The sequence below is a fragment of the Bacillus sp. SRL543 genome (assembly GCF_984799205.1).
In genome coordinates this window covers 4,195,000-4,218,783 of record NZ_OZ481794.1, presented here as the reverse complement: position 1 = coordinate 4,218,783, position 23,784 = coordinate 4,195,000, and the positions used below count along the sequence as shown (strand labels likewise).

The 23,784-nt window shown below is 43.7% G+C and carries 20 protein-coding genes; 16 read left to right on the top strand and 4 right to left on the bottom strand.

Annotation, left to right across the window (positions count from 1 at the left end; all coding sequences use genetic code 11):
* Positions 1-144: 144 nt before the first annotated feature.
* Together AC4E8B_RS21540 and AC4E8B_RS21535 are read left to right on the top strand one after the other, a co-directional pair.
* The gene (locus tag AC4E8B_RS21540) at positions 145-702 is read left to right on the top strand and encodes a sigma-70 family RNA polymerase sigma factor (protein WP_490215481.1); all 558 of its coding nucleotides are present in this window, start codon (positions 145-147) and stop codon (positions 700-702) included.
* A complete protein-coding gene (locus AC4E8B_RS21535) occupies positions 662-1,876 on the top strand; it encodes a DUF4367 domain-containing protein (RefSeq protein ID WP_490215479.1) in 1,215 nt (404 codons plus the stop codon). Before AC4E8B_RS21540 ends, AC4E8B_RS21535 begins: the two co-directional genes overlap by 41 nt.
* Positions 1,877-1,934: 58 nt before the next feature.
* Here the strand turns inward: AC4E8B_RS21535 and AC4E8B_RS21530 are convergent, their stop codons facing one another.
* Positions 1,935-2,834, bottom strand: coding sequence for an accessory Sec system S-layer assembly protein (locus tag AC4E8B_RS21530; protein WP_490215478.1), 900 nt, complete (start codon positions 2,832-2,834; stop codon positions 1,935-1,937).
* A gap of 26 nt (positions 2,835-2,860) precedes the next feature.
* Positions 2,861-5,215, bottom strand: a complete 2,355-nt coding sequence (gene secA2 / locus AC4E8B_RS21525; protein WP_490215477.1) for an accessory Sec system translocase SecA2 — start codon at positions 5,213-5,215, stop codon at positions 2,861-2,863.
* A gap of 346 nt (positions 5,216-5,561) precedes the next feature.
* On the opposite strand from secA2, the gene AC4E8B_RS21520 reads away from it, so the two are divergent.
* The 14 genes from AC4E8B_RS21520 (at position 5,562) to AC4E8B_RS21455 (ending at position 21,686) form a co-directional block, all read left to right on the top strand.
* Entirely contained in the window at positions 5,562-6,620 is a 1,059-nt protein-coding gene (locus tag AC4E8B_RS21520) for a glycosyltransferase family 4 protein (protein ID WP_490215475.1), read from the top strand.
* Positions 6,621-6,813: 193 nt separating this feature from the next.
* Positions 6,814-7,926 carry a DegT/DnrJ/EryC1/StrS family aminotransferase gene (locus tag AC4E8B_RS21515; RefSeq protein ID WP_490215473.1) on the top strand — a complete coding sequence of 371 codons (1,113 nt, stop codon included), beginning with the start codon at positions 6,814-6,816 and terminating at the stop codon, positions 7,924-7,926.
* 96 nt (positions 7,927-8,022) lie between these two features.
* Entirely contained in the window at positions 8,023-8,763 is a 741-nt protein-coding gene (locus AC4E8B_RS21510) for a hypothetical protein (protein ID WP_490215472.1), read from the top strand.
* A complete protein-coding gene (locus tag AC4E8B_RS21505; RefSeq protein WP_490215471.1) occupies positions 8,756-9,772 on the top strand; it encodes a Gfo/Idh/MocA family protein in 1,017 nt (338 codons plus the stop codon). The genes AC4E8B_RS21510 and AC4E8B_RS21505 overlap by 8 nt, the downstream gene beginning before the upstream one ends.
* A gap of 14 nt (positions 9,773-9,786) precedes the next feature.
* Entirely contained in the window at positions 9,787-11,100 is a 1,314-nt protein-coding gene (locus tag AC4E8B_RS21500) for a nucleotide sugar dehydrogenase (RefSeq protein WP_490215469.1), read from the top strand.
* A 24-nt stretch (positions 11,101-11,124) separates the two neighbouring features.
* Positions 11,125-11,856 (top strand): acyltransferase, encoded by a 732-nt coding sequence (locus AC4E8B_RS21495; RefSeq protein WP_490215468.1) that lies wholly within the window; start codon positions 11,125-11,127, stop codon positions 11,854-11,856.
* Position 11,857: 1 nt separating this feature from the next.
* Positions 11,858-13,291 (top strand): lipopolysaccharide biosynthesis protein, encoded by a 1,434-nt coding sequence (locus AC4E8B_RS21490; protein WP_490215466.1) that lies wholly within the window; start codon positions 11,858-11,860, stop codon positions 13,289-13,291.
* A gap of 15 nt (positions 13,292-13,306) precedes the next feature.
* Positions 13,307-14,899 carry an asparagine synthase-related protein gene (locus tag AC4E8B_RS21485; protein ID WP_490215465.1) on the top strand — a complete coding sequence of 531 codons (1,593 nt, stop codon included), beginning with the start codon at positions 13,307-13,309 and terminating at the stop codon, positions 14,897-14,899.
* Positions 14,899-15,957, top strand: a complete 1,059-nt coding sequence (gene wecB, locus AC4E8B_RS21480) for a non-hydrolyzing UDP-N-acetylglucosamine 2-epimerase (protein WP_490215463.1) — start codon at positions 14,899-14,901, stop codon at positions 15,955-15,957. Before AC4E8B_RS21485 ends, wecB begins: the two co-directional genes overlap by 1 nt.
* 15 nt (positions 15,958-15,972) lie before the next feature.
* Positions 15,973-17,364 carry an O-antigen polymerase gene (locus tag AC4E8B_RS21475; protein ID WP_490215462.1) on the top strand — a complete coding sequence of 464 codons (1,392 nt, stop codon included), beginning with the start codon at positions 15,973-15,975 and terminating at the stop codon, positions 17,362-17,364.
* A 12-nt stretch (positions 17,365-17,376) separates the two neighbouring features.
* Complete coding sequence (locus tag AC4E8B_RS21470; RefSeq protein WP_490215461.1) at positions 17,377-18,492, top strand: glycosyltransferase; 1,116 nt, start codon at positions 17,377-17,379, stop codon at positions 18,490-18,492.
* Complete coding sequence (locus tag AC4E8B_RS21465) at positions 18,489-19,571, top strand: glycosyltransferase (protein ID WP_490215459.1); 1,083 nt, start codon at positions 18,489-18,491, stop codon at positions 19,569-19,571. Before AC4E8B_RS21470 ends, AC4E8B_RS21465 begins: the two co-directional genes overlap by 4 nt.
* Positions 19,568-20,431, top strand: a complete 864-nt coding sequence (galU, locus tag AC4E8B_RS21460; RefSeq protein ID WP_490215457.1) for a UTP--glucose-1-phosphate uridylyltransferase GalU — start codon at positions 19,568-19,570, stop codon at positions 20,429-20,431. Before AC4E8B_RS21465 ends, galU begins: the two co-directional genes overlap by 4 nt.
* Positions 20,432-20,444: 13 nt before the next feature.
* Positions 20,445-21,686: a glycosyltransferase family 4 protein gene (locus AC4E8B_RS21455; RefSeq protein ID WP_490215456.1), complete on the top strand. Its 1,242-nt coding sequence runs from the start codon at positions 20,445-20,447 to the stop codon at positions 21,684-21,686.
* An 18-nt stretch (positions 21,687-21,704) separates the two neighbouring features.
* On the opposite strand, the gene AC4E8B_RS21450 is transcribed toward AC4E8B_RS21455, so the two are convergent.
* Both AC4E8B_RS21450 and AC4E8B_RS21445 read right to left on the bottom strand, forming a co-directional pair.
* Entirely contained in the window at positions 21,705-23,030 is a 1,326-nt protein-coding gene (locus tag AC4E8B_RS21450) for a SpoIID/LytB domain-containing protein (protein WP_490215455.1), read from the bottom strand.
* A 1-nt stretch (position 23,031) separates the two neighbouring features.
* Positions 23,032-23,751: an SH3 domain-containing protein gene (locus AC4E8B_RS21445; RefSeq protein ID WP_490215454.1), complete on the bottom strand. Its 720-nt coding sequence runs from the start codon at positions 23,749-23,751 to the stop codon at positions 23,032-23,034.
* Positions 23,752-23,784 lie beyond the last annotated feature (33 nt).

Here is a 23,784-nt window from a genome sequence, read left to right as displayed (position 1 = left end):
AAGGCCTGTCTTTTCAATAAGACAGGCCTTCTGGTTATAATTACCACAAACTATTTAAACTTTTCTTCCCTTAAGATCGTCTAAAATTTGTAAAATAAACAAAGTATTGATATTCCTGTAAATTATTGCGGGAGGGGGAGAAAATTGAATAAAAAAGAAATCATTACTGATCTGATGAACCGCTATGGTACAGAAGTCCTTCACCTTGCCTACTCTTATGTGCGAAACAGGCAGACAGCAGAGGATTTGGCACAGGAGATATTTATAAAATGTTATGAAAAGCTTGATTCCTTCAAAGAAGAATCAGCTTTGGAGACTTGGATGTACAGGGTGGCAGTCAACCACTGCAAAGATTACTTAAAAAGCTGGTATAACCGCAAAATCCATGTGACTGATTATATATCTTCATTTTTCACATCGAGCCAATCAGGAGCTGAAAACGAATATATCCAAGAAGCTGAACGGAATGAGCTTGTTGATGCTGTTTTCAGGCTGCCTGTTAAATATCGGGAGGTCATTTTCCTTTACTATTTCAGGGAACTGTCTCAGAAAGAAATCAGCGAGGTTTGCGGCTTGAATTTGAATACAGTTAAATCCCGCATGCTCAAGGGGAAAAAGCTGTTAAAAAATATCGTTGAGGACAGGGGGGAGGACTACTTTTATGGAAAAGGAAATGAGCAGGATCAAAAGTCAAATGCTTGAAAGCGAGTTAGAAGGATTTGAATTCACAAATGAAATGAAGAGAACTGTGTTAAACGAACTAACGACCCGTAAAAGAAATAAACAGGCACCAATAAAGAGGATGGTCCCAATATTTTTGAGCGGGGCTTTCGCAGTTGCATCAGCGGCAGGGATTTTTGCTTATATTTCAGACGGCACCGGCAATCCTACAACCGATTCTGTTCATATAAAACAGCAGGCAGCAGAAGAGAAAAAGCCTATTTTGGTGCCGCCGAAATATATTCCGGAATCATACACTCATAAGCATGTACATGCTGGTGATGATGAACTTTATGAACATGTTTATGAAAATAGCTTAAATAAGGCAGAGTTTTTTGCTTATAAAATGCAAAAAAAGCATCCTGTTAAAGATGAAAAGGCTGTTACTGAGGAAATACAGCTTGCCAGCGGCCTGACAGGGACTTTCTATCAATTCACTGATAAACATTCACTTATCCTATGGGAAGATGAGGGATTTTATCAGGCAGTAGAGCAGGAAGGCAATCTTTCTAAGGAAGAAATGCTTAAAATTACTGCATCCATTTTAGAGCAAAAAGGGTTTGATTCTTTGATCCCTGAAAATAACATAGAGAAACCTAATACGAGTGAGCCGCCGAATAAACCGCATAATGAGGATCATAGCAAGGCCGCTGTTCAGGAAAGCAATGAAGAAGAGGAAGACACTGCTGAAAAGGAAATAAAGGCTGTAGAAGCCCCTAAGAAAGATTCCCCGGAACAGCAGGAGAAGGATACTCCTGTAAAAGGCCCGGATGTTTTGAAGATTTTTTCTCAAATAAGGTCCATTGAGGAAAAGATTTATACAAGTGAGACGACGGAGGATTATAAAATGACTTCATACAATTCCTTGGATGACTTGTTCAGTGAATTTAATGGAGTCATGAAAAAAGAACTTGCAGCTTACCATTACGGCTATGTATTTTATGAACAATCAGACGGAGTGTATATAAATCATACAGAGCCACCGATGATGTTTTGGGATTTTTTGCCTTATGAGACTGAAAAAATAAACGAACGCCAGTATAAAATTATACAATACCAGGAAAGCGATGTGGATGGAAATAATGATTTTGTAGCAACAATCGATTATATTAATAATGAATGGATCGTAACTTCTATAAAAATAGTTCCAAAGTAGGGGTCTGACCCCACAGCCAATAAAAAAAGTCATTTCCCCCAAGGGGAAATGACTTTTTTTATTGGCTCGGCACATATGCCTTCCATTTGCTGAGGTCAATCTGCTCTTTTTTGATCGCTTCTTCAGGGAATACGAAGGTCCATGGTTTGCAGGTATGAGGCTTTACTTCAAGATTATTGAGCGCAAAGCCTGCCTGGGCAACGATTTCGTTTGAAGCATCTTCGAGTGCAAGCGGGAGATGTTCAAGGAAGATGCTCCTGTTGCTTGCATTACGGACCAGCAGGGTCACTGGGATGCTTCTGTTTTCGGATTGCCTTGCCTCAAGGCCCATGAAGTTCACTTCCCCTTCCTTCAAAGGAGGAAGGTTCTTGACGAACTCCTGCAATTTATTCTTTTGGTCATCACCCAGCGACTCTTTCCAGCTCTCCTCAAGATCAAGCTCGAGGCCGGCAAGTGATTTTTGCTTCAGTTCAAAAACAAGCTTCCAGCTCTTAGCAGGAATGTCCTCTGTGAGTTTGTTTTCATTATTGAAAAGGAATCTCCAAGGCCTGCTGGTCTGTGGAGGAAGTTCTCCGAATAAATCCATTTCAAAGCTTTTCCGTGCCAGCGGCTTGCCTTCTTCATCTACAATGACCAAATCCATGATTTCAAAAGAAACCGGCTTGGGAAGCGTGCTCTGCAGAAAAGCTGTCACAACAAAGCCGTCCTCGTATTCATAAAGATTGATGCCATTGATCGAGAGCTGATTGGGCTGAAGCCCGGGCAATTTTTGGTGATTATATTGGAACACATACTTTTCCTGGGGAGTAAGCTCCCATTCCGGATGGTAGGATAATTCCGTTTTAATACCCGTTCCTTCTTCGGGATTAGTGTTTGGGTCTCCGCCTTGCCCGCCTTGAGCAGGGACATCTTCTGGCGTTTGCTCTGCATGTTTCTTTTTCTTGCTGAATAATCCCATAATCGTCTCCTCCCTGTTGTTAAACTCTATTCTTCAAGAAATTGCCTGATATAATATTGGGCCTGCCTGCTGTACTTTGCATCAAGTTCTGCGAGGAAGTGCATAAACTCATCAAAGCTTTCCATTTCATAAAGCCTGTATGGATCTTCCTGGCCGTAGCCTCGGATATTGATGCCTTCACGCATTTGGACCATAATATCCATATGGACAACCCAGGAGCGGTCCAGGGTCTGAAGCATCATGAGTTTGATCTGATTCTGGAATTCTGCATGATCTTCCAGTGAATCCAAAACCTTAGTGTATTCTTCAAACAGCTCGTCCAGTTTGACTTGAATTTCTTTCTTTTCAAGTCCTTCCAGTGAATTTTCCGCAAAAGGGATTTCTCCCAGGATCATGGCCAGTTCTTCATACAGACCCCCGATGGCCCAATCTTCCGGCAGCTGGATCTCAGGGCAGTACTGGTCGACCAGCTTTTCTAAATGCTTTTTCAGAGATTCTTTCAGTGTTTCATTAAAACTGCTTGCTTCCAGTATATAATCCCGCTTTTTGTAAATGATCTTACGCTGCTGGTCTACAACGTCGTCCAGCTTCAATAAGTGATTACGGGCAGAGAAGTGGGAACTCTCAACTGTTTCCTGCACTTTGTTTACAAATTTAACCGGATTCGGCGAGATGACCAGGCCGCTGCTGTCCGTCTTGATCTTCTTTTTCCACTTATCATATTCTTCTTTGTCATAGCTGTTGAAAATGTCGTCCTCAAGGGAAATGATGAATTGAGTGGAGCCTGGGTCACCCTGGCGACCGGATCTTCCCCTTAGCTGCATATCAATCCGTGCGCTTTCATGCAGCTCTGTCCCAATAATATGCAGGCCGCCTAGATCCTTCACAGTTTCATCGAGAAGGATGTCGGTTCCGCGCCCGGCCATATTGGTGGACAGCATCACCTGCTTTTTCTGACCCGCTTTAGAAATGATCTTTGCTTCGTCTTCTTCTGTTTTCGCATTCAGGATCCGATGTGGAATCCCGGCTACAGTCAAATGTTCAGACAGTTTTTCAGATTGCTCAATCGATGTTGTCCCGATCAAAACAGGGCGTCCGAGCGTATTGAGCCTGTCCACTTCAGAAACGATCTTGGATGCCTTGGACTGGTAATCTGCATATACGAGAGGGTCTTCGTCTATACGGGCGTTAGGCATATTGGTCGGAATCGCTACAACTTTGAGGTAGTAAGTTTCAAAGAACTCTTTTTTTGCAGGCAAGGCACTGCCTGTCATGCCGGAAAGTGTTGCATAGATCCTGAAATAGTTCTGGACAGTTATAGAAGCTTGTGTCTGGTTTTCTTCCTTGACGGTTACGCCTTCCTTTGCCTCGATGGCCTGGTGGAGCCCGTCGCTGAATGTCCTGCCCTCCATAATGCGTCCTGTGAACTGGTCAACAAGGAGGATTTCGTCTCCTTTGACTATATAGTCGACATCTTTTCTCATGACTACATGGGCACGGAGGGATTGCATGATGTTGTGCAGAAGTTCACGGTGTTCTGCATCATACAGATTTTCCAAGCCGAAGGCCTTCTCAAAGGCAGTGGCCCCTTCATCTGTAAGATTGATCTGTTTTGTTTCAGGATAGAAGTCATATTCTACACCTGCTTTGAAGTCTTTAACGACTTCAGAGGTAATGTAAAATAGCTCTGTTGCGATATCAGATTTGCTTGCGATGATAAGCGGGGTCCGTGCTTCATCAATAAGGATGCTGTCAATTTCATCCACAATTGCATAGTGAAGGGGACGCTGGACCTTTTCTTCTATATTGGAAACCATATTATCGCGGAGGAAGTCAAAGCCGAATTCTGTACCGGTACCATAGGTGATATCCGCTTCATAGGCCTGCCGCTTTTCCTGCTCGCTGATCTGCGAAATATTCAGCCCGGCTTCCAGTCCCAAAAATGTAAATACCTTGCCCATTTGCTCAAAGTCCCTTTTCGCAAGATATTCGTTTGCAGTAATGACGTGAACCCCTTTGCCTTCCAACGCCTTCAAGTAACTTGGCAGGGTTGCGACAAGTGTTTTTCCTTCGCCGGTCTGCATTTGGGCGATGCCGCCCTCAAGCAGGACCAGCCCGCCAAGGAGCTGGACTTCATAGTGACGTAATCCCAGCACCCGTTTGGCAGCTTCCCGCACGATGGCGAAAGCCTCTTCTTTTATATCTTCGACAGTCGCACCGCCGGCGAGTTTTTCTTTCAGATATGATGTCGATTCTTTCAATTCATTGTCAGACAGCGCTTTGATTTTTTGCTCAAGCCCGTTTATATTAGTTACGTGTTTATATAGACGTTTGAGTTCAGCGGAATCTTCATTAAATATTCTTTTCATTAATGAAATCATGTTGCTCTCTCCTAAGCTTTATTTCTAGCTAAATTATACCATATTATGTAGTATAATATATTTTTATGGCAATTCCTCAGTTAATTTTTGACATAATCTCTTATAATGTTTGAGATTGTAACTTTTTTTTTGTTTACGCGTCTATATTAGAGGGAATTTCCATTTGAGGTCGAAATTTTATAGAGACTTGAGGGCTGTTTGAGGTGATAATAAGAGGGAAAGAAGGAAATGCACTTCGTCGAAATATTTAGGAAAATGAAAATAATTGAATTCTTTACGAAATGTGATACGATGATTCTGATTGAATTTAAGGCACCATATAAATCTTCTAAAAAGGTGGATTTCTTTGGATATTAAATATATAGCCGCTTTTATAGCCGCTTTTACTGTTTCAATATTGATTACGCCGATGGTGATAAGATTTGCACATAAGATTGGGGCGGTCGATAAACCGAATCAGAGAAAAGTCCACTCCAAAATCATGCCGCGCCTTGGAGGGCTCGCCATTTTCATCGGGGTTCTTGCAGGCTACTTTGTCGGTGGCCTTCATAACGAGAAGATAACGGGAATTTCAGTTGGTGCAATCATTATCATCGTTGTAGGGATTCTGGATGATAAATATGAGCTTTCTGCGAAATATAAGCTTGCAGGCCAATTGCTTGCAGCAGCTGCCGTGGTTGGAAGCGGACTAACGATCGACCTTTTGACGATTCCTTTTGTCGGTACATTTGATCTCAGTTTCTGGACCTACCCAATTACAGTCATCTGGATAGTTGCCATAACCAATGCCATTAATCTAATTGATGGACTCGACGGTTTATCTGCCGGTATATCGTCCATTGTTATCGCAACGATTGCCCTGCTTGCAGGTATCGCAGGCAAGCCGATGATATTGATGATGTCTCTGATCCTGCTTGCGAGCACACTTGGATTTCTGTTCCATAATTTCCATCCGGCCAAAATTTTTATGGGGGACACTGGAGCGTTATTCCTGGGATATTCAATTTCCATCTTGTCCCTGCTCGGATTGTACAAAAGTGTGACTCTGTTCAGTTTTATTGTTCCGATCATCATTTTAGGTGTTCCCATTTTTGATACAGCTTATGCAATATTAAGAAGAATTGTTAATAAAAGACCGATCTCTTCGCCGGATAAGTCCCATTTGCACCACAGGCTGCTGGCACTCGGCTTATCACACCGCACAACGGTGCTGACTATTTACGCATTTGGTATTCTTTTCAGCGTAAGTGCCATACTATTTACAACACAAACACTATGGGGCAGTTTACTCATAATATTTGGACTGCTGCTCATAACTGAAATACTGGCAGAAACCATTGGACTTGTTCACGAAAGATACAAGCCTGTGATCAAGATTTACCGTAAAGTTACTGGCAGACAATAAAAAAGGCCGTTTGTGGACGACCCGCAAACGGCTTTTTATAAGGAAAAAATGATTTTAGATATGCTCCCTGATATCTTTGCTTTGCTGTTTTTCTTAATTTGTCATAAATGGATATCGATTTATGTCTAATTTTGACTTTCATTGTGATAAAATAAAAATCGTATTTCAAACGCAAAAATGGAGGAATTCTTTTATGAAAATCCCTATGCTGGATCTTAGTGAACAATACCAAGGCTTAAGAGATGAAATGCTGAAGGTTCTCGATGAAGTGATGAGCTCTTCCCGATTCATCCTTGGCGATAATGTGAAGAAACTTGAAAAAGATGTAGCTGAATATAGCAATGTGGCACATGGTATCGGATGCGGAAATGGAAGTGACGCCATACATATAGCCCTGCAGGCAGCCGGGGTGAAGGACGGAGATGAGGTCATTACCACTCCGTTCACTTTCTTCGCTACAGGCGGCGCGATTGTCCGTGCGGGAGGGAAGCCGGTTTACGTAGATATTGACCCGGTCACTTTCAATATTGACCCTGCAAAAATCGAAGAAGCCATTACGGATAAAACAAAGGCGATCATTCCTGTCCATCTGTATGGTCAAATGGCAGATATGGAGAGCATCCGTGAAATTGCCGACAAGCATGGCCTTGCTGTCATTGAAGACGCTGCCCAGGCAATTGGAGCCAAGCAAAATGGAAAGACTGTTGGGGAGCTCGGTACAGCTGCAACTTACAGTTTCTTTCCGACAAAAAACCTTGGCGCCTATGGCGATGCTGGCATGATTGTTACCAATGATGATGAGATTGCCGAAAGCTGCAGGGTTATCCGCGTGCACGGAAGCAAGCCTAAATACTACCATCATGTTCTTGGGTACAACAGCCGTCTTGATGAGCTGCAGGCTGCGGTTCTGAATGTGAAATTCCCTCACTTGAATGACTGGAGTGAAATGAGAAGGGAAAGAGCCGCTTACTATACTAAGCTCCTGAATGAAAGACTTGGAGAGCTTGTAGCGACTCCAGTTGAGAAGGAAGGCAATTATCATGTATTCCACCAGTACACAATCCGGGTGGATAAACGTGATGAGCTGCAATCTTTCTTGAATGATGAAGGGGTGGCAACGATGATTTATTATCCCCTGCCGCTGCATGTCCAGCCTGTATTCCAAAACCTTGGCTATAAAGAAGGGGATCTGCCTATTTCCGAGAAGGCAGCTGCAGAAGCACTCTCACTGCCGATGTTCCCTGAACTGAAGCCAGAGCAGCAGGAATATGTAGTAGAAAAGATTGCTCAATTCTTCAACAAATAATATAGGAGGAACGTCGCCGGCAGGGGGCGTTTCTTTACTTGCTCAAAAAAACACACATACATTCTTGCAGGACTGACGAAAGAAGGGGTGCTCTGATTGGCAGAACAAAAAAAGTTCGTTTTATATGAGTATTTATTATTTTTCTGGACAAAGAAATGGTCTTTCCTGATCATTCCCATTATTTTCGCTTTGATTGGATTTGCTGCTTCCTATGTTATTTCCACAGATGCGAAGTATACAGGCAATGCGACTGTGTTTACAGGTTCCATTAAGCAGAAGGCTTTAACTAATCCTGACAATATTATTGCGAATTTTGGTGAAGGTGTAGATGGTGAAATCGACGCCTTTGTTTCCAGTGACAGCTACGTGAAGATTAAAATTAAGCAGGATGACCGGGATGAGCTTGAAAAGGATCTTACTGCCATGGCTGAAAGGATTGAAAGCGCACTGGTTAAGGACTATAACTTCCGGAAAGAAGTGACGGAGGAATATAGCGCTAAGCTTGAAGACAGAGCTAGTAAGCTAAAAGATTCCATTAATGCAATGCAACCTATGCTTGAGAGGGACCTTCCGCTAACTCAATATCAAGATTTAACACTGAGTTATACTGCTGCTCAAAGTCAGAGGTCGGAGGCAATTGTAGCGCAACAGCGAGTAGAAAATGATCTTTCTTCCTTTGAACCACCATCAGTAATCGTCAACAACATAAGCCAAGCAGACACAAACAAAACTGAACTAACCATTGCAGGCTTAATCCTGGGTGTCCTTTTCACCCTTGTATTCCTTATCTTTTGGAAATATATCATCGAAGCAAGGAGATATTACAATCATGATTAACTTTGCCATTGTAGGGATGGGCCATATTGCGAAAAAGCATATGGATGCCATTGAAAATGCTGAGGGAGCAAACTTGTTTGCAGTATGTGACACAAACCCTGGCCGTCTTGAGGAAGTACAAAAAGAAAATGTTAAAAAATATACAGACCTGAACGAAATGCTTGCTGAAAATCCGGAAATCCATGTTGTAAACATCTGTGTACCTTCCGGGCTGCATGCAAGACTAACTAAAATTGTCGCAGAGCATAAAAGGCATATCATCGTTGAAAAGCCAATGTCATTAAAGCTTCAGGACTCAATCGACATGATCGGCTATGCAAAGGAGAATGGAGTGAAGCTGGCGGTTGTCCATCCGAACCGTTTCCGTCCTGCTGTCCAGCTTCTTAAGGAACAGATGGATGCCGGTGCTTTCGGAAAGCTTAGCCATGCAAATGCGACTGTCCGCTGGAATCGTAACCAGGCTTACTTCGACCAGGCAGAATGGCGCGGAACGAAAGAGTTTGACGGCGGCGTGCTTATGAACCAGGCAATCCATGACCTTGACCTAATGCTTTGGCTGATGGGACCGGTTGAGTCTGTACAGGCAATGGCAGCAACCCGTCTTCGGAAAATTGAGACTGAGGATGTAGCCGCTGCAGTGGTCCAATTCAAAAACGGTGCATTGGGCGTCATTGAAGCAGCCACAACGATCTATCCAAAGAACCTGGAAGAGTCACTTTCCATTTTCGGTGAAACAGCGTCTGTAAAGATCAGCGGCAGGACTGCGAACTTTATTGAGACTTGGGATATCGAGGGTGTGAGTGAGGAAGAAAGCCAGGCAGCCAAGGAACAGGTGAAGGCCGATCCTTTCGGGAAACCAGGGCACCAGTGGATCATCGAAGATATGGTCCAGGCTGTGCAAGAAAATCGTAACCCAATTGTAACTGGCGAAGATGGTTTGGCTCCGGTAAAATTAATACTGTCTATTTTAGAATCCGCTGAAACCGGAAAAAAAGTCTTTATTCAATAAAGGAGAAGAATATAATGAATTCTTATGAATCTTTAATTAATAAAATTGAAAATAAAGAAGCTGTCATCGGCGTTGTGGGCCTTGGTTATGTCGGATTGCCGCTTGCTGTTGAAAAAGCTAAAGCAGGCTATAAAGTCATCGGTTTTGATGTGCAGGCATCCAGGGTTGAACAAGTTAATATGGGGATCAACTATATCGGGGATGTAGTGGACCAGGATCTGGCAGATATGATCAAGAGCGGCCAGCTTGTTGCTACAACAGATTATGCCCGCATCCAGGAAGTTGATGCAGCAGCCATCTGTGTGCCTACTCCTCTTGATGTCTATCAGCAGCCGGATACATCATATGTTGAAAGTTCTTCCAAAGAAATCGCTAAGTATGCACATGAAGGCATGCTGGTTGTTCTCGAATCAACTACGTACCCTGGCACGACTGAGGAAATTGTGAAGCCGGCCCTTGAAGAAAAAGGTCTGGTAACAGGTGAAACTGTATTCATCGCATACTCCCCAGAGCGTGTAGATCCGGGTAATAAGCAATTCAAAACGAAAAACACGCCGAAAGTTGTCGGCGGAATCACTGAAAATTGTACAAAAGTGGCAGCTTCACTTTACCGCAATGTACTTGAAGGTGATGTACATGAAGTATCAAGCCCTGCCATTGCAGAAATGGAAAAGATTTTTGAAAATACGTTCCGCCATATCAATATTGCATTGTCCAATGAAATGGCGATCCTCTGCGAGAAAATGGGGATTGATGTTTGGGAAGTGATAGATGCTGCAAAGACAAAGCCTTACGGATTCATGGCATTCTATCCTGGACCGGGACTTGGAGGCCACTGCATCCCGATCGATCCTTTCTATCTGACTTGGAAGGCCCGTGAATACAACTACCATACAAGGCTGATCGAACTAGCCGGTGAAATCAATAACAGCATGCCTGAGTATGTTATTACACGTTCCATGCAGGTCCTTAATGAAGATGGAAAAGCTCTCCGCGGTGCCAAAGTGGCAGTACTTGGGGTTGCTTATAAAAAAGACATCGATGATGTGCGTGAGTCCCCAGTCCTGAAAATTGTTGAACTGCTGGAGCATCATGGTGCTGATTACAAAGTTGTCGATCCTTATGTATCTTCATTTAAAGCCTGCAGCAAAAAAATTGAGACGGTCGAGATGACTAACGAACTTCTTAATGAAGCTGATCTTGTCCTTGTCACAACTGACCACAGCGATTTTGATTATGCTGCCATTGCGAAGGAAAGCAAAGTGATCTTTGATACACGCAATGCACTGAAAGATGTAGAGAAGCCAAACAAATACATTAAACTATAATCAATACCTAAAGGGAGATCTGTTATGAATTTTATCGATTCTTCAGTAACATTGGATGCATCCGTTAAGGTTGGCTATTTTTCAGTAATCGAGAAAGACGTCAAGATTGGGAAAAACGTAATCGTCGGTAATAGGGTAACGATACATGAAGGTACTACTATTGGCGATCATACAACGATCGCTGACGGTGCAGTGGTGGGGAAGCCGCCGAAACCGGCAAAAACAAGCACAGTTAAATTGAACGGCGACATTCCTGCCCTTGCCATTGGCGAAGAAGTGACAATCGGTGCAAACTGCGTCATTTACAGGGGTGCTGTGATCGGAGCAAATACTTTGATTGCTGATTTAGCAAGCGTCAGGGAGAATGTCGAAATTGGCGATTATGTGATTGTCGGCAGAGGAGTCACTGTTGAAAACTATGTGAAGATTGGAACACGCACAAAGATCCAATCCAACTCTTATATCACTGCCTATACTACCCTTGAGGAGCAAGTCTTTATTGCTCCTTGTGTCACGACGACCAATGACAACTTCATGGGGCGGACAGAAGAGCGCTTTGATAAAATCAAGGGTGCTACAGTGAAAAAAGGAGCCCGCGTTGGCGGAGCCTCCATCATTCTTCCAGGAATCACAATTGAAGAAGAGACCTTCGTAGCAGCCGGAGCATTAGTGACAAAAGATACTGAGCCAAAGGCGCTTGTTAAAGGCGTTCCGGCAAAATTTGTACGCAATGTAGAAGACCGGGAGCTGTTATAGGGTGCTCGCCCAGATTAAGCGTTTAGGAGCGGATTCGCTCCTTTACGCATTTATGAACGTAGGAACAAAGCTGATCGCTTTTATCATGCTGCCAATTTACACTTCTTTTCTGCCTGATCCTGCAGACTATGGAGTGCTGGATTATTTAGACCGGATCACTTCAATGCTCACTTTCATTGTTATCTTTGGAACTGACTCGGCTTTAGCTTATTATTATTTTGATACTGAAGATAAAAAGAAAAAGCTGCAGTATGTCAGGACAGTGATGGGCTTCAGGCTAATGGTCGTTTTGATCACAGGGCTTGCAGTTCTGGCTGCAGGGCCTTGGCTGTCTAAGGTGATGCTGGATGATCCGAGCCTGTTTTATCTATTGTACATAGCCGCAGGCGTGCTGCTGTTCGATACTGTGATTGCGCTTGTATTGACAGTGCTGCGATATGACTTTTTCACAAAAAAGGTTGTCATCACGACGGTTCTCAAGATGCTGCTGATCGCTTTGCTGTCATATGCTTTCCTAAAGTTCATTTCTCCTTCAGTTGAGGGGATTCTGTATGGCAGGCTTGCCAGCGGAGCAATAATCATCTTTCTGCTTTTAAAGCCCAGCATCCGGTACCTTAAAGTCTCATTTAACAAAGATATATTTAAGGAAATACTTAAGTATGCTGCACCGCTTGTTCCTGCATCACTGGCATTCTGGGTGATCGTCAATGCCAATGTATTTTTTCTGAAAGAATTTGCCTCATTCAAAGAAGTGGGGATTTACGGAACGGCGATTAAATTTGCAACCCTGATCACTCTGCTGACAAGCGGGGTTCAGATGGCATGGAGGCCGTTTTCCATGTCGCTTAAAGAAAAAAAGGACAGTCCGGTCCTCTTTTCAAAGCTTTATTATGCTATCCTGCTGGTTGGCGGTTTCGGCATCCTGTTTGTGGCAACCTTCATGCCATGGATTATTACTCTTTTAAGTGATAATTATCATGAGGCCTACAAATATGTTGCTGTATTATCTGCAGTAACTTTTCTGAATTTCTACTATATGATCATTTCGGTGGGAATTTTCTTTACCAAGAAGACAAAGCTTATATCGTATGCTTTTGGTATGGCAGCCGTCATCAATATTGGGCTGAACTTCTTGCTGATACCGGCTTTCTCTATATGGGGAAGTGTTGCAGCTTATTTGGTTTCGTATCTGATAGCGATTACTTATATCTTTTATAAAAGCCAGCAGCTGTATTTTATACCGGTGTCATTTGCAAAAATGGCATTTTTATTTTTGTCGGCACTTGCATCTGTCTTTGCCATTGTCTATATTCAGGAAGGCGGCCTGCCCTCCATCTATATCCTCTATATATGGGGCGCTTACGTAGCCACCATTCTCCTGTCACGTGTTGATAAGGATCTCAGAGGAAAACGTGCGAAGGAAATTTTACAGTAGATAGGTGATCACGAAATGGACCATCATATTCTCATTCATAATAAACATTTAATAAAAGAAGTGGAATTCCCTTTTGGCATCGTCCACTTCGGCGGCTATATACAATATGGGGGTAAAGTTTATACAGCAGACAATCTTCTGGATATCTGCAGTGTTCCAACCTTTTTCCTTGAGCACCTGGCAGAACTCCGAGGGGAATTTGCCATGATCTTCAATTCGGGAGATGGCCTTATTGCCCTTGCAGACCGGAAACGGAGCATCCCATTATTTTATGGCAAAGAAGGAGACAGCTGGCTGATTACAGATAAAATTTCCGGCCATAACGGGACAAGCTATAATGAAACCTCAGTTAAAGAATTCATCTTGACAGGTTTTACTGCAAATGACCGGACTCTCTATAACGATTTCTATCAGGTGGAAGCAGGGTCTTATGTTAAAATAGCAGAGGATGGAAGTATCGGGAAGAAAGAGTACTACCAATACTACCACCACCCGAAAAACAAGACCCTTGAAGAATTCAGCCAGGAGTTGAAGGAACTATTTTACAAGGTCTTTGAAGATCTTTCAAAACGCATCCAGGGCAAAACGCCTATCCTGCCGCTAAGCGGGGGGTATGATTCCCGGATCATTGCCCTTCTCCTTAAGGAGTTCGGCGTCGAAAATATTAAGTCGTTCACCTATGGAAAGCAGGGCAATAAAGAATCGCTTGTGAGTAAAGAAATAGCCGGCAAGCTTGGATTTGATTGGACTTTCATTGAATACAAGAAAGAAAACTGGGAAAAGTGGTATCAATCCGAAGATTGGAAGAGTTATGTCGATTTTTCCGTAAACGCATCATCTATGGCGCATTTGCAGGATTGGCCGGCAGTAGCCCAGATTGTCAAAGAAAATGATGATCAATATGTATTCATCCCAGGCCACTCTGGTGATTTCATAGCGGGAAGCCACTTAGCCTACGAGATAACGGAGGACAGGAAGTTTTCCCAGGATGATGTGGTAGATTTCATTCTCCAGAAGCATCATAAACTATGGGATATGGGCCGTGGAATCAAAGAGAACGGATCAGATGTAGCCGCAGAAATAAAAAAATCATTCGGGAGCCTTCCATTTCAGTCCAATGAAGAGGCCAGTGCATTATTTGAATACTGGGACTGGAAAGAGAGACAGGCGAAGTTCATCATCAATTCTGTCAGGGTTTATGAGTACTACCAGAAAGACTGGGAAATCCCTCTTTGGGACGACCGCCTGATGGATTTCTTCCTCAAGGTCCCTGTGAGCCTGCGTTTTAAAAAATATTTATACGACTATACGCTGCATTTAATGTATCCTGATTATTTTCCAAAGCCCGCCCAGCCGGCTGGGAAGGAATCTTCTCTGAAAGAAAAGTATGGAGCATTCTACCACACTGCAAAGAAGCTGTATAACAAGAAGAAGCTTTACCAGCAATATTATACAGAACCGATGGAATGGTATGGGATTTATGAAAGCTATCCGAAATACTTGGCTGAGCTTTCCTTTAAGCAGGATAGGATAAAATATACACAGCCTTATAATATAAATTCGTTTTTGGTTAAAGACTATATTAAAAGCCTGAAAGGTGATTCCTGATGAAAGTACTTACTATCCTTGGGGCCAGACCCCAATTCATTAAAGCTGCTCCTGTGTCGCGCGCACTTAGCCGCCATATGGATGAAATCATCGTCCATACCGGACAGCATTACGATGCCAATATGTCTGATATCTTTTTTGAAGAGCTCCATATCCCGAAGCCGCATTATCAATTAGGGGTTGGTTCTGGAAACCATGGAAAGCAGACAGGCGAAATGCTGGCAAAGATTGAAGAAATCCTATTAAAAGAAACACCTGATTATCTGATGGTATATGGAGACACAAATTCAACTCTTGCGGGTGCGCTGGTTGCCGCTAAGCTGCATGTACCGGTCATTCATATTGAGGCAGGTTTGAGAAGCTTCAATAAGAAGATGCCTGAAGAGGTAAACCGCATCATGACCGATCATGTGTCTGAATTCCTTTTCTGCCCGACCGATACAGCTGTTGAAAACCTGAAGAATGAAAACATTACCCGAAATGTCTTCAATATCGGTGATGTGATGTATGATGCAGTGCTGTATAATCGCGAATTGGCAGCAGAGAAATCTGCAATCCTTACAGAAAACAGCCTGACCGAAAAAGGCTATCACCTGATTACTATACACCGTGCAGAGAACACAGATGATATTGATAATATGAAAAACATCCTTGAAGCATTCTCACAGATAGATGAAGTGAAGGTTTGGCCAATCCATCCGCGGACAAAGCACAAGCTTGCTTCTTATGGAATCAGCCTTGAAGATATCCCTAACCTGAAAGTTATCGATCCTGTTGGCTACCTGGATATGCTGACATTAGTGGCCAATTCTAAAAAAATCGTTACAGATTCAGGCGGTGTCCAGAAAGAAGCCTACTTCATGAAGGTTCCTTGCGTAACAGTCAGGGAACAGACTGAATGGGTTGAAACCCTTGCGGGGGAGGCCAATATCCTGACAGGGACAGATACTGCCAAGATTGTGGATGCAGTCAATAAAAAGGTGGAACCGCAATACAAAGAAGTTTTTGGAGATGGAAAAGCTTCCGAAAAAATTGCTGAGCTGATCAGCAAAAGATAAAGTAGGTGTCCATTCATGCTCGCAATTTTGATTTGGCTGTCAGTCTCACTCATTTCGGTAAGCCTGTTTTACAGGATATCCGGAAGTTTGTCGCTTTTTAAGCCAAATTTAAACTCGCTTATCTTTTATTATTCTTTATTTGTATCGTGCTATATCGGCAGCCTGCTGATCGTTTTGGATATCGACCATTACTATATGCTCAATAAGCTTAGGGTGTACCGGGAATTCTACAGATGGATTGGTTTTGGTGCGGTATCCTTCGTAATGGTCATGCTGCCGCTCACGATGTTTATCGTAAGCAAGCTGGCCGGGTTTGATGCGAAACAAGAATTCAATGCCTATATAAGCAAACCGATAGAGATTGGCATCAATCGAAAGAGAGACGAATTTTATCTCATTTTTCTTGCGCTATCTGTCATTTGCATGCTGGCTGTCATGTATACATTGCTGAAAACGGTACAAGTTCCGCTCATAGAGCTGCTGAAAGGCAATTTTACTGAGCTTGGAAAGCTAAGGATTGAAGCAGCCCGAAACTTCAGCGGCAATGTATATGTGCGGAACATATTCGCCATTGCCTTGACACCTTTGCTTTCTTTAATCGCTTATGTATATGCGGCAAAAACAAAGCAGCTCAAATGGATTTTTCTGTTTATGTCGCTGTTTGTATTTGCCGTATTGATCAGCGTATATGACCTGGCCAAATCGCCGATCTTATTTTACGCGATCATGTTTATTTTTGTGAGGATATACAGCGGCACGCTTGTTCTGAACAGGTGGAAAATCTACCTTTATGGAATCAGCGGAGGAACTTTGGTTATTTTGATGTATATGTTTATCCAGGGAGTCGATGACCTGGGTTCTTATTTCTCTTATTCATCCGGTCCAATCGGCAGGATCATCCTTGCACAGATTGCCCCGACCTTTCTGCATTTGAATTATTTTGGCAGTGAGGCCATCCCATTCCTTAATGGAAGCAGCCTTCCATCCATCCTGATCGGCTGGTTTGATATGGAGCAGGTCAGGTCTGCAAGGCTGGTTATGGCCAACGCATTCCCGGCGAGGGTTGCCGATGGCACCGGCGGCGTGCTCAATACTCTATATATTGCAGAAGCGTTTGCTAATTTCGGCTATATGGGCATCTTGCTTGGAACAATGTATGTAGGTATATTCGTGCAGCTCTTGTACATTGTGTTTATAAGGCTGCCTAAAAATCCTGTGCTTTTGTGCCTTTTCATTTATTTCTCAATCAATATCCCGCGAACCTTGGTCGGAGGATTTACAGATTTTCTCTTTAATCCTATTTGGATATTTATCACATTCTTATTTGCCGGCATCCTCCTATTCATTAAATTAAGGGAAGATCTCGCTTCCTTTTATCTTAAGAGGAAGTCTGGCAACCAATTATAAGGGAGAAGCTTTATGAAATCAGTTTTGCTATATTATCCATTCAAGCTGGCGGAAAACGCCAACAGCGGATCCAAACTGCGTCCAATAGAAATTCATCGGGCATTTAAACAGTGGGGGGAAAGAGAAAATGTAGAAGTCCTTCTTCTGTCCGGCACATCAGCCGAAAGAAATGCCCTGTTTGAAGATTGGAAACAGCAGGGGAAGCTGGATGATATCTGGTTCTGTTATATGGAAAACCAGACCATCCCATTTTGGCTTACAGATCCCGGCCATAAACCCGATAAGCCATTTGTGGATACAAAGGTGATGAAATTCCTTAAAAGCCGGCGTGTTCCAGTTGGCGTTTTTTACAGAGATGTGTATTGGAAGTTTGATGAGCTTTACCCTTTAAAAGGGGTTAAAAAAGCTGTTATGAAAACAATATACAGGATGGAAGAGAGATTCTACAATAAATATTGCCAGGCTATCTTCCTGCCAAGTGATGCAATGGGTGCTTATGTGGACATCCCCAGGGAAAAGATAGCACTTCCTCCCGGAGGTAAATACAGGGGTTCCGATAAGGGTGCAGTTCGCAGCTCAGGAGTCAAAAAGGGCTTATATGTCGGAGGAATTAATAATGAGGATTACGGGCTGTTCCTACTTCTCGAAGCTATGGATCTTGCCAACCGTGAGCAGGAAATCCTTAACCTGACGATTGTCTGCAGGAAAGATGAGTTTGAAAAGCTCTCCGAAAAGAAAAAAAAGCTTATTATGAAGAAAAATGTACAGGTCAAGCATATAAGCGGAGATAAACTGGATGAGCTGTACAAAGAAATGGACTTTGCATTTATTCCAAGGTATAAAAGCACTTACAATGATTTTTCAGTGCCAGTTAAGCTTGTCGAGTATTTATCCAACGATCTTCCGCTTGTAGCCACAAATTGCGAGGCGCAAAAGCAGATCATAGAAGAAGATGGCTATGGGATCATCTGTGAAGATAACCCGGAATCTATGGCAAGGGCCATAAAGAATATGTCTGAGAAGTCGGACAGCCTCAGGGAAAATATCAGGAATAGCTTTATGAGGAAACATTCCTGGCTGGCAAGAGTAGAAAAAGTCAAGAACACGCTGGTAAAGGAGGAACTATGAGAGTATTGATTTTGGCGCCCAGCCGTTCCATCCATACACATAAGTGGGCATTATACTATAAGAACAATGGGATTGACGTAAGGGTGGCAACCTTTCCGGACCATTATTCCGAGGAAAATGCCCGGGAGATAGATACAATTGTCCTGCCAAAGCTTCTGCCGGGCAAACTGTCATACTTTTCAAGCGTGTTCGCCGTAAAGAAAGCGATCAGGCAATTTAAGCCCGATATCCTTCATGCCCATTATGTTTCGAGCTATGGGCTCGTCGGTGCACTTGCTGATTTTAAGCCGTTTTACGTGTCGGTCTGGGGAAGGGATATTTTCCAATTCCCTCAGCAGGGATCCATCAATAAAAAGATTGTGGATTACACGCTCCAAAAAGCAAGTGTCATCTGTTCCACCAGCCATATTATGGCGAAGGAAACGAATAAGTATACAAATAAAAAAGTATTTGTTACGCCATTTGGAGTCGACATGAAGAAATTCCGTCCCATTGAAGGACTGCGCACACCTGATGCCATTACCATCGGGACAGTTAAAGCTTTATCAGATAAATATGGAATAGGCGATCTCATCACCGCTTTTGCTGAAATCCATAAAAAGAATAAGAATACAGAGCTGCTCATCGTGGGAGATGGTCCGCAAAGAGCAGAATACGAGGAGATGGCAGAACGGCTTGGAATTTCTTCGGCCACGACTTTTACTGGCAGAGTACCGAATGATGCTGTACCAGAGTATATCAATAAAATTGATGTCTTTGCAGTTCCTTCAACAGAAGACAGCGAAAGCTTCGGTGTTGCGGCAGTAGAATCAATGGCCTGCGGCGTCCCTGCGGTTGTTTCAAATGTAGGGGGCCTTCCCGAGGTGGTAATCGAGGGCAGGACAGGCTATGTCGTGCCGAAGGAAAATCCGGAAGAATTGGCTAAGGCAATCTTTGCGCTTATAGATAATCCTGAAGAGCGGCGCAAAATGGGTGATGCCGGAATTGTCCATGTAAAGGAGAATTATAATTGGACAGATAATGCCGATGGTATGCTGAAACTATACGAAGAGACACTGTCAAAGGGGATGAATTCATGATAAAAAAAGCTGTAATTCCTGCAGCCGGGCTTGGGACAAGATTCCTGCCTGCAACAAAAGCACAGCCGAAGGAAATGCTGCCGATCGTGGACAAGCCAACTATTCAATACATTATTGAGGAAGCTGTAGAGTCGGGAATTGAAGATATCATCATTGTGACCGGCCGGAATAAACGCGCGATTGAAGACCACTTCGACAAGTCGGTCGAGCTTGAAATGCTGCTGGACCGGACAGGCAAGGAAGAAATGCTGGAGGTTGTTGAAAGAATCTCAAACCTGGTGGATATCCACTATGTCAGACAGAAGGAGCCGCTCGGTCTCGGCCATGCCGTTCTTTGTGCAAGGAAGTTCATCGGCAACGAGCCTTTTGCTGTCCTGCTGGGCGATGATATAGTCGACAGTGAGGTGCCTGCCCTTAAACAGATGATTGATCAATATAATACTGTACAATCAAGCATTCTGGGCTGCAACGAGGTCCCGCGGTCTGAAGTGAATAAGTATGGAATTGTCGATTATTCAGATCAGTCCGGCCAGCTGTATAAAGTCAAAAGCCTTGTAGAAAAGCCGGCAGTAGAAGAAGCTCCTTCCACACAAGCCATCGTCGGGCGCTATTTGCTGACTCCGGCCATATTTGATATGCTGGAAACCATCAAGCCTGATAAAAAGGGTGAAATCCAGCTTACCGATGCCATAGACAAGCTTCTGGAGTCCGAATCAATCTATTCTTACATCCTTCAAGGCAACCGCTATGATGTCGGGGACAAATTCGGCTTCCTTCAGGCTTCCATTGATTATGCATTAAAAAGGCCGGATCTAAAGGATAAGCTGGAGAGTTACCTTAAGCAAATCATAAGAAAATAATGGGGTTAAGTTAATGAAAGTAATCTATCTTTGTCAGCATTTCCCCCCTGAAACCGGGGCTCCCCAAATACGGGTATATGAAGTGAGCAAAGAGCTGCTCAGCCGCGGGCACCAAGTGGAAGTTCTCACTGCTTTCCCGCATCATCCCTGGGGAATCATTCCTGATGAATATAAAGGGAAATTTTATATGTATGAAGAATGGGATGGCATCCCTGTCCACCGCTCCTGGATTTATCCTTCACCAAAGGGCAGCTTCTGGAAAAGGCTTGCATCTTATTTTTCTTTTACCTTCAGTGCTTTTTATTCGATTATCAAATCAAAGCCTACTGACGTCATCATCTGTAATTCACCGCCGCTGTTCCTGGGCATTACCGGTTATATCGGAGCCAAGCTGAAACGGGCGAAATTTGTATTCAATGTGGCTGACATATGGCCGGAATCAGCAGTGGAGCTTGGAATATTAAAGAATAGATCCTTTATCAGGCTTGCCGAAAAGCTGGAAAAGTTCCTGTACAAAAAGTCATGGAAGATTGCTACTGCGACTGAAGGGATACGCGATTATATGATCAATAAAGGCAAGAAACCGGAAGATGTCTTCCTTTTGCCTAACGGGGTAAATACTGACACGTTTATACCTCTTCCCAAAAACATGGAGCTGATCAATGAACTTGGTTTAGCAGGCAAAAAGATCTTTATGTATGCCGGCGCCCTTGGTTATGCACAGGGACTGGACTCTGTCCTCCGTGCTGCAAGCATCCTGAAAGAAACTGATCCTGATGCCCATTTTGTTTTTGTAGGGGATGGACAGGAGAAAGACAAACTGCTTGCCTTAAAAGAAGAGCTTAGCCTTCATAACGTGACGTTTTATGGATCTGTTCCCGTATCAGAAATGCCTAATATGTTTTCGATAGCTGACTATAGTGTTGTGTCGCTGCGCAATATTGAGCTTTTTAAAGGGGCAAGGCCTTCGAAGATCTTCCCTGCGATTTCCACAGGTACGCCCGTACTGTACTGCGGGGATGGAGAGAGTGCGGCAATCCTGGAAGAACATGATTGCGGCAGGATTGCCCCGCCTGAAAATCCAGAGGGGATAGCTGCTGCTGTTTCCGAGCTTATGAATGTTTCGGAAAGCCAATACGAAATCATGAGCACCAATGGACGAAGGCTGGCAATTGATGAATATTCATGGAAAAGCATCGTGGACGAGCTTCTTGCTAGGATCTCGGATGCTTCCAAGGAAAAAGCCAATTCCTGAGTGGAATTGGCTTTTTTCTTATTTTGAAACCGTTGTTCCTTTAAAATAATGGGTTAATATCTGTTCGGCTGTCCAGCCTCGTTCTGCATATCCCTTTGCCCCGTATTGGCTCATGCCGATCCGGTGGCCCCATCCTTTTCCGGTAACCGTGATGGAGGTGACCCCGGAGCCGCCTTCATTCGAGACGATGCCTCCAGAGGTCTGAATAGAAACGTGTGACCCATCCAGAGATATTTGCCCGGAGGCTGTCTGAACGCTCTGGCCTTTCAAGTCTGTCACAGTTTCAGTGCCAGTGGAAGTCTGGACCGATAAAGCCTGCTGTCCGCCTGTTAATTCGATGTCAAACCAGTTGGAATAAAGCATATTGTAGACACTGGAGTTGGACAGCGGGAACAGCTTCCTGATTACTGATTCGTTTCCGGTGACTGTTTTGTCGCCGGCAGAGGTTTTTACTGTTACTGCACTGACCTCGCCATTAGCCCCGGATTTGGTGAGCTGGACATCATATAGTACGACTGAGCTCCCAGTAAATCCAAATGAAGCAAGAATTTGAGAAGGGGCGAACGTTTCGGTCCAATTTTTGAATACTGATGTTTCATAAGGATCATCTACAGAAACAAGATAAGGGAAGTTCTTTTGGTCGGAATTCCAGACATCGCCGACATTGGCCGTTTTACCTCCGCTGGTCGAGAAAAAGAAGGTCTGGATTGGCTTTCCATTATATTTTACCAGGAGCCCGTCTGTTTCCTGGATGGCTGTATTGGAACGCCCATCTTCACCTGAATAGCCTCTGTAAACCTGACTTGTTGCTGTAGTTGTCAGCATCATCATATTTGCCGCATAACTTCTCGCAGCAATTGCCTGTGCTTTTAGTGCTTCTTTATGCCAGGAAGCAGGCATTTCATTTGGAACGACTCCTTTCAGGTAGTCTTCCATATCCAGATAATTGACTATTTGTATACTGCTTCCACTTGGCGCAAGGGAAAAGCTGCCTCTGTATGATATCCCATTGCTCAACTTTCCAATTGAGGTGCTGTTTCCCGTGATTTCCTCAAGGTTGAAACCTGTGCTTGAAGATTGGGTGAAACTGCCGAATGAGGCTGTGATGCCTTTTGTATCCTTTTTGAATGAAATAGAAGTATGGGCCGGAATGCTTGTAATAATGCCGGTATCCTTGTTTTTAAGCTGATACTCCCCATTTGTTGTGATTGTGGGGCTGGCTGCCAGCTGAACTGAAATCTTCACTTCATTTGCATATGTAACAGCCTCGGCTGCTTTTGCTGCAGGAGCTTGAGCAAAGCCGGACAGCGAAAAAGCGAGAATGATTGCCAAAAGCTTTTTCACTTTATCTCACCTCGCCAAGATTCGCAATCATCCAGCCTTTCACTCCTGCGGAAGTTTCAACATTGTACCATTTCTCGCCTTTTGCATTGGTGAAAGCAGAGATGTAATTTAACACAGCTCCTTTAGGCAGCAGCTGGAGGACTGAGTAGCTGGTTGTGGCACCTTTTCTCAGATTAACTTCCCCTGTTGTAACAACCTGGCTTGGCGCAGCCGAAGATGGCCTTGATGTGGAAACGTCACTGGAGTGAACCCATCCTTTGACTGTGGCAGAAAGCTCAACACGATACCATAATCCGCTGGAAGAAGTGAAGGAATCAATGACCTTGAGAGAGCTTCCGCTTGATTTTACTGCAATGACCTTATAGTCTCTTGTAGCCCCGGAATGGATATTAACACTGCTCTTGTTCGCATAAACGGCAGAAGGCAGGCCTGAAGCAGGCGGCTGTGCGGCAGGAGGAGGAGTTGTAGGTGCTGCAGGTGTTCCCCCTTGTGCCAGCTGAGCTTTCAGAGCATTGATTTCCTGCTGCTGGGCATTCAACTTCGTTTCCAGTTCACTCACCTTTGACTTGACAGGATTAAGCTGGGAAGTGACCCAATCAACACTCGCAAGTACAACATTGCTTGCAGCATCTATTCCTTTTGGCGAAGAAAAGGCCGCCCCGGTACCTATACCGATAGTTAAAACACCGGCAGCAATTATTTTTTTTGTATGTTTCATCATTGACCCCCTGGTATGTTTATTAAAAAATGATTG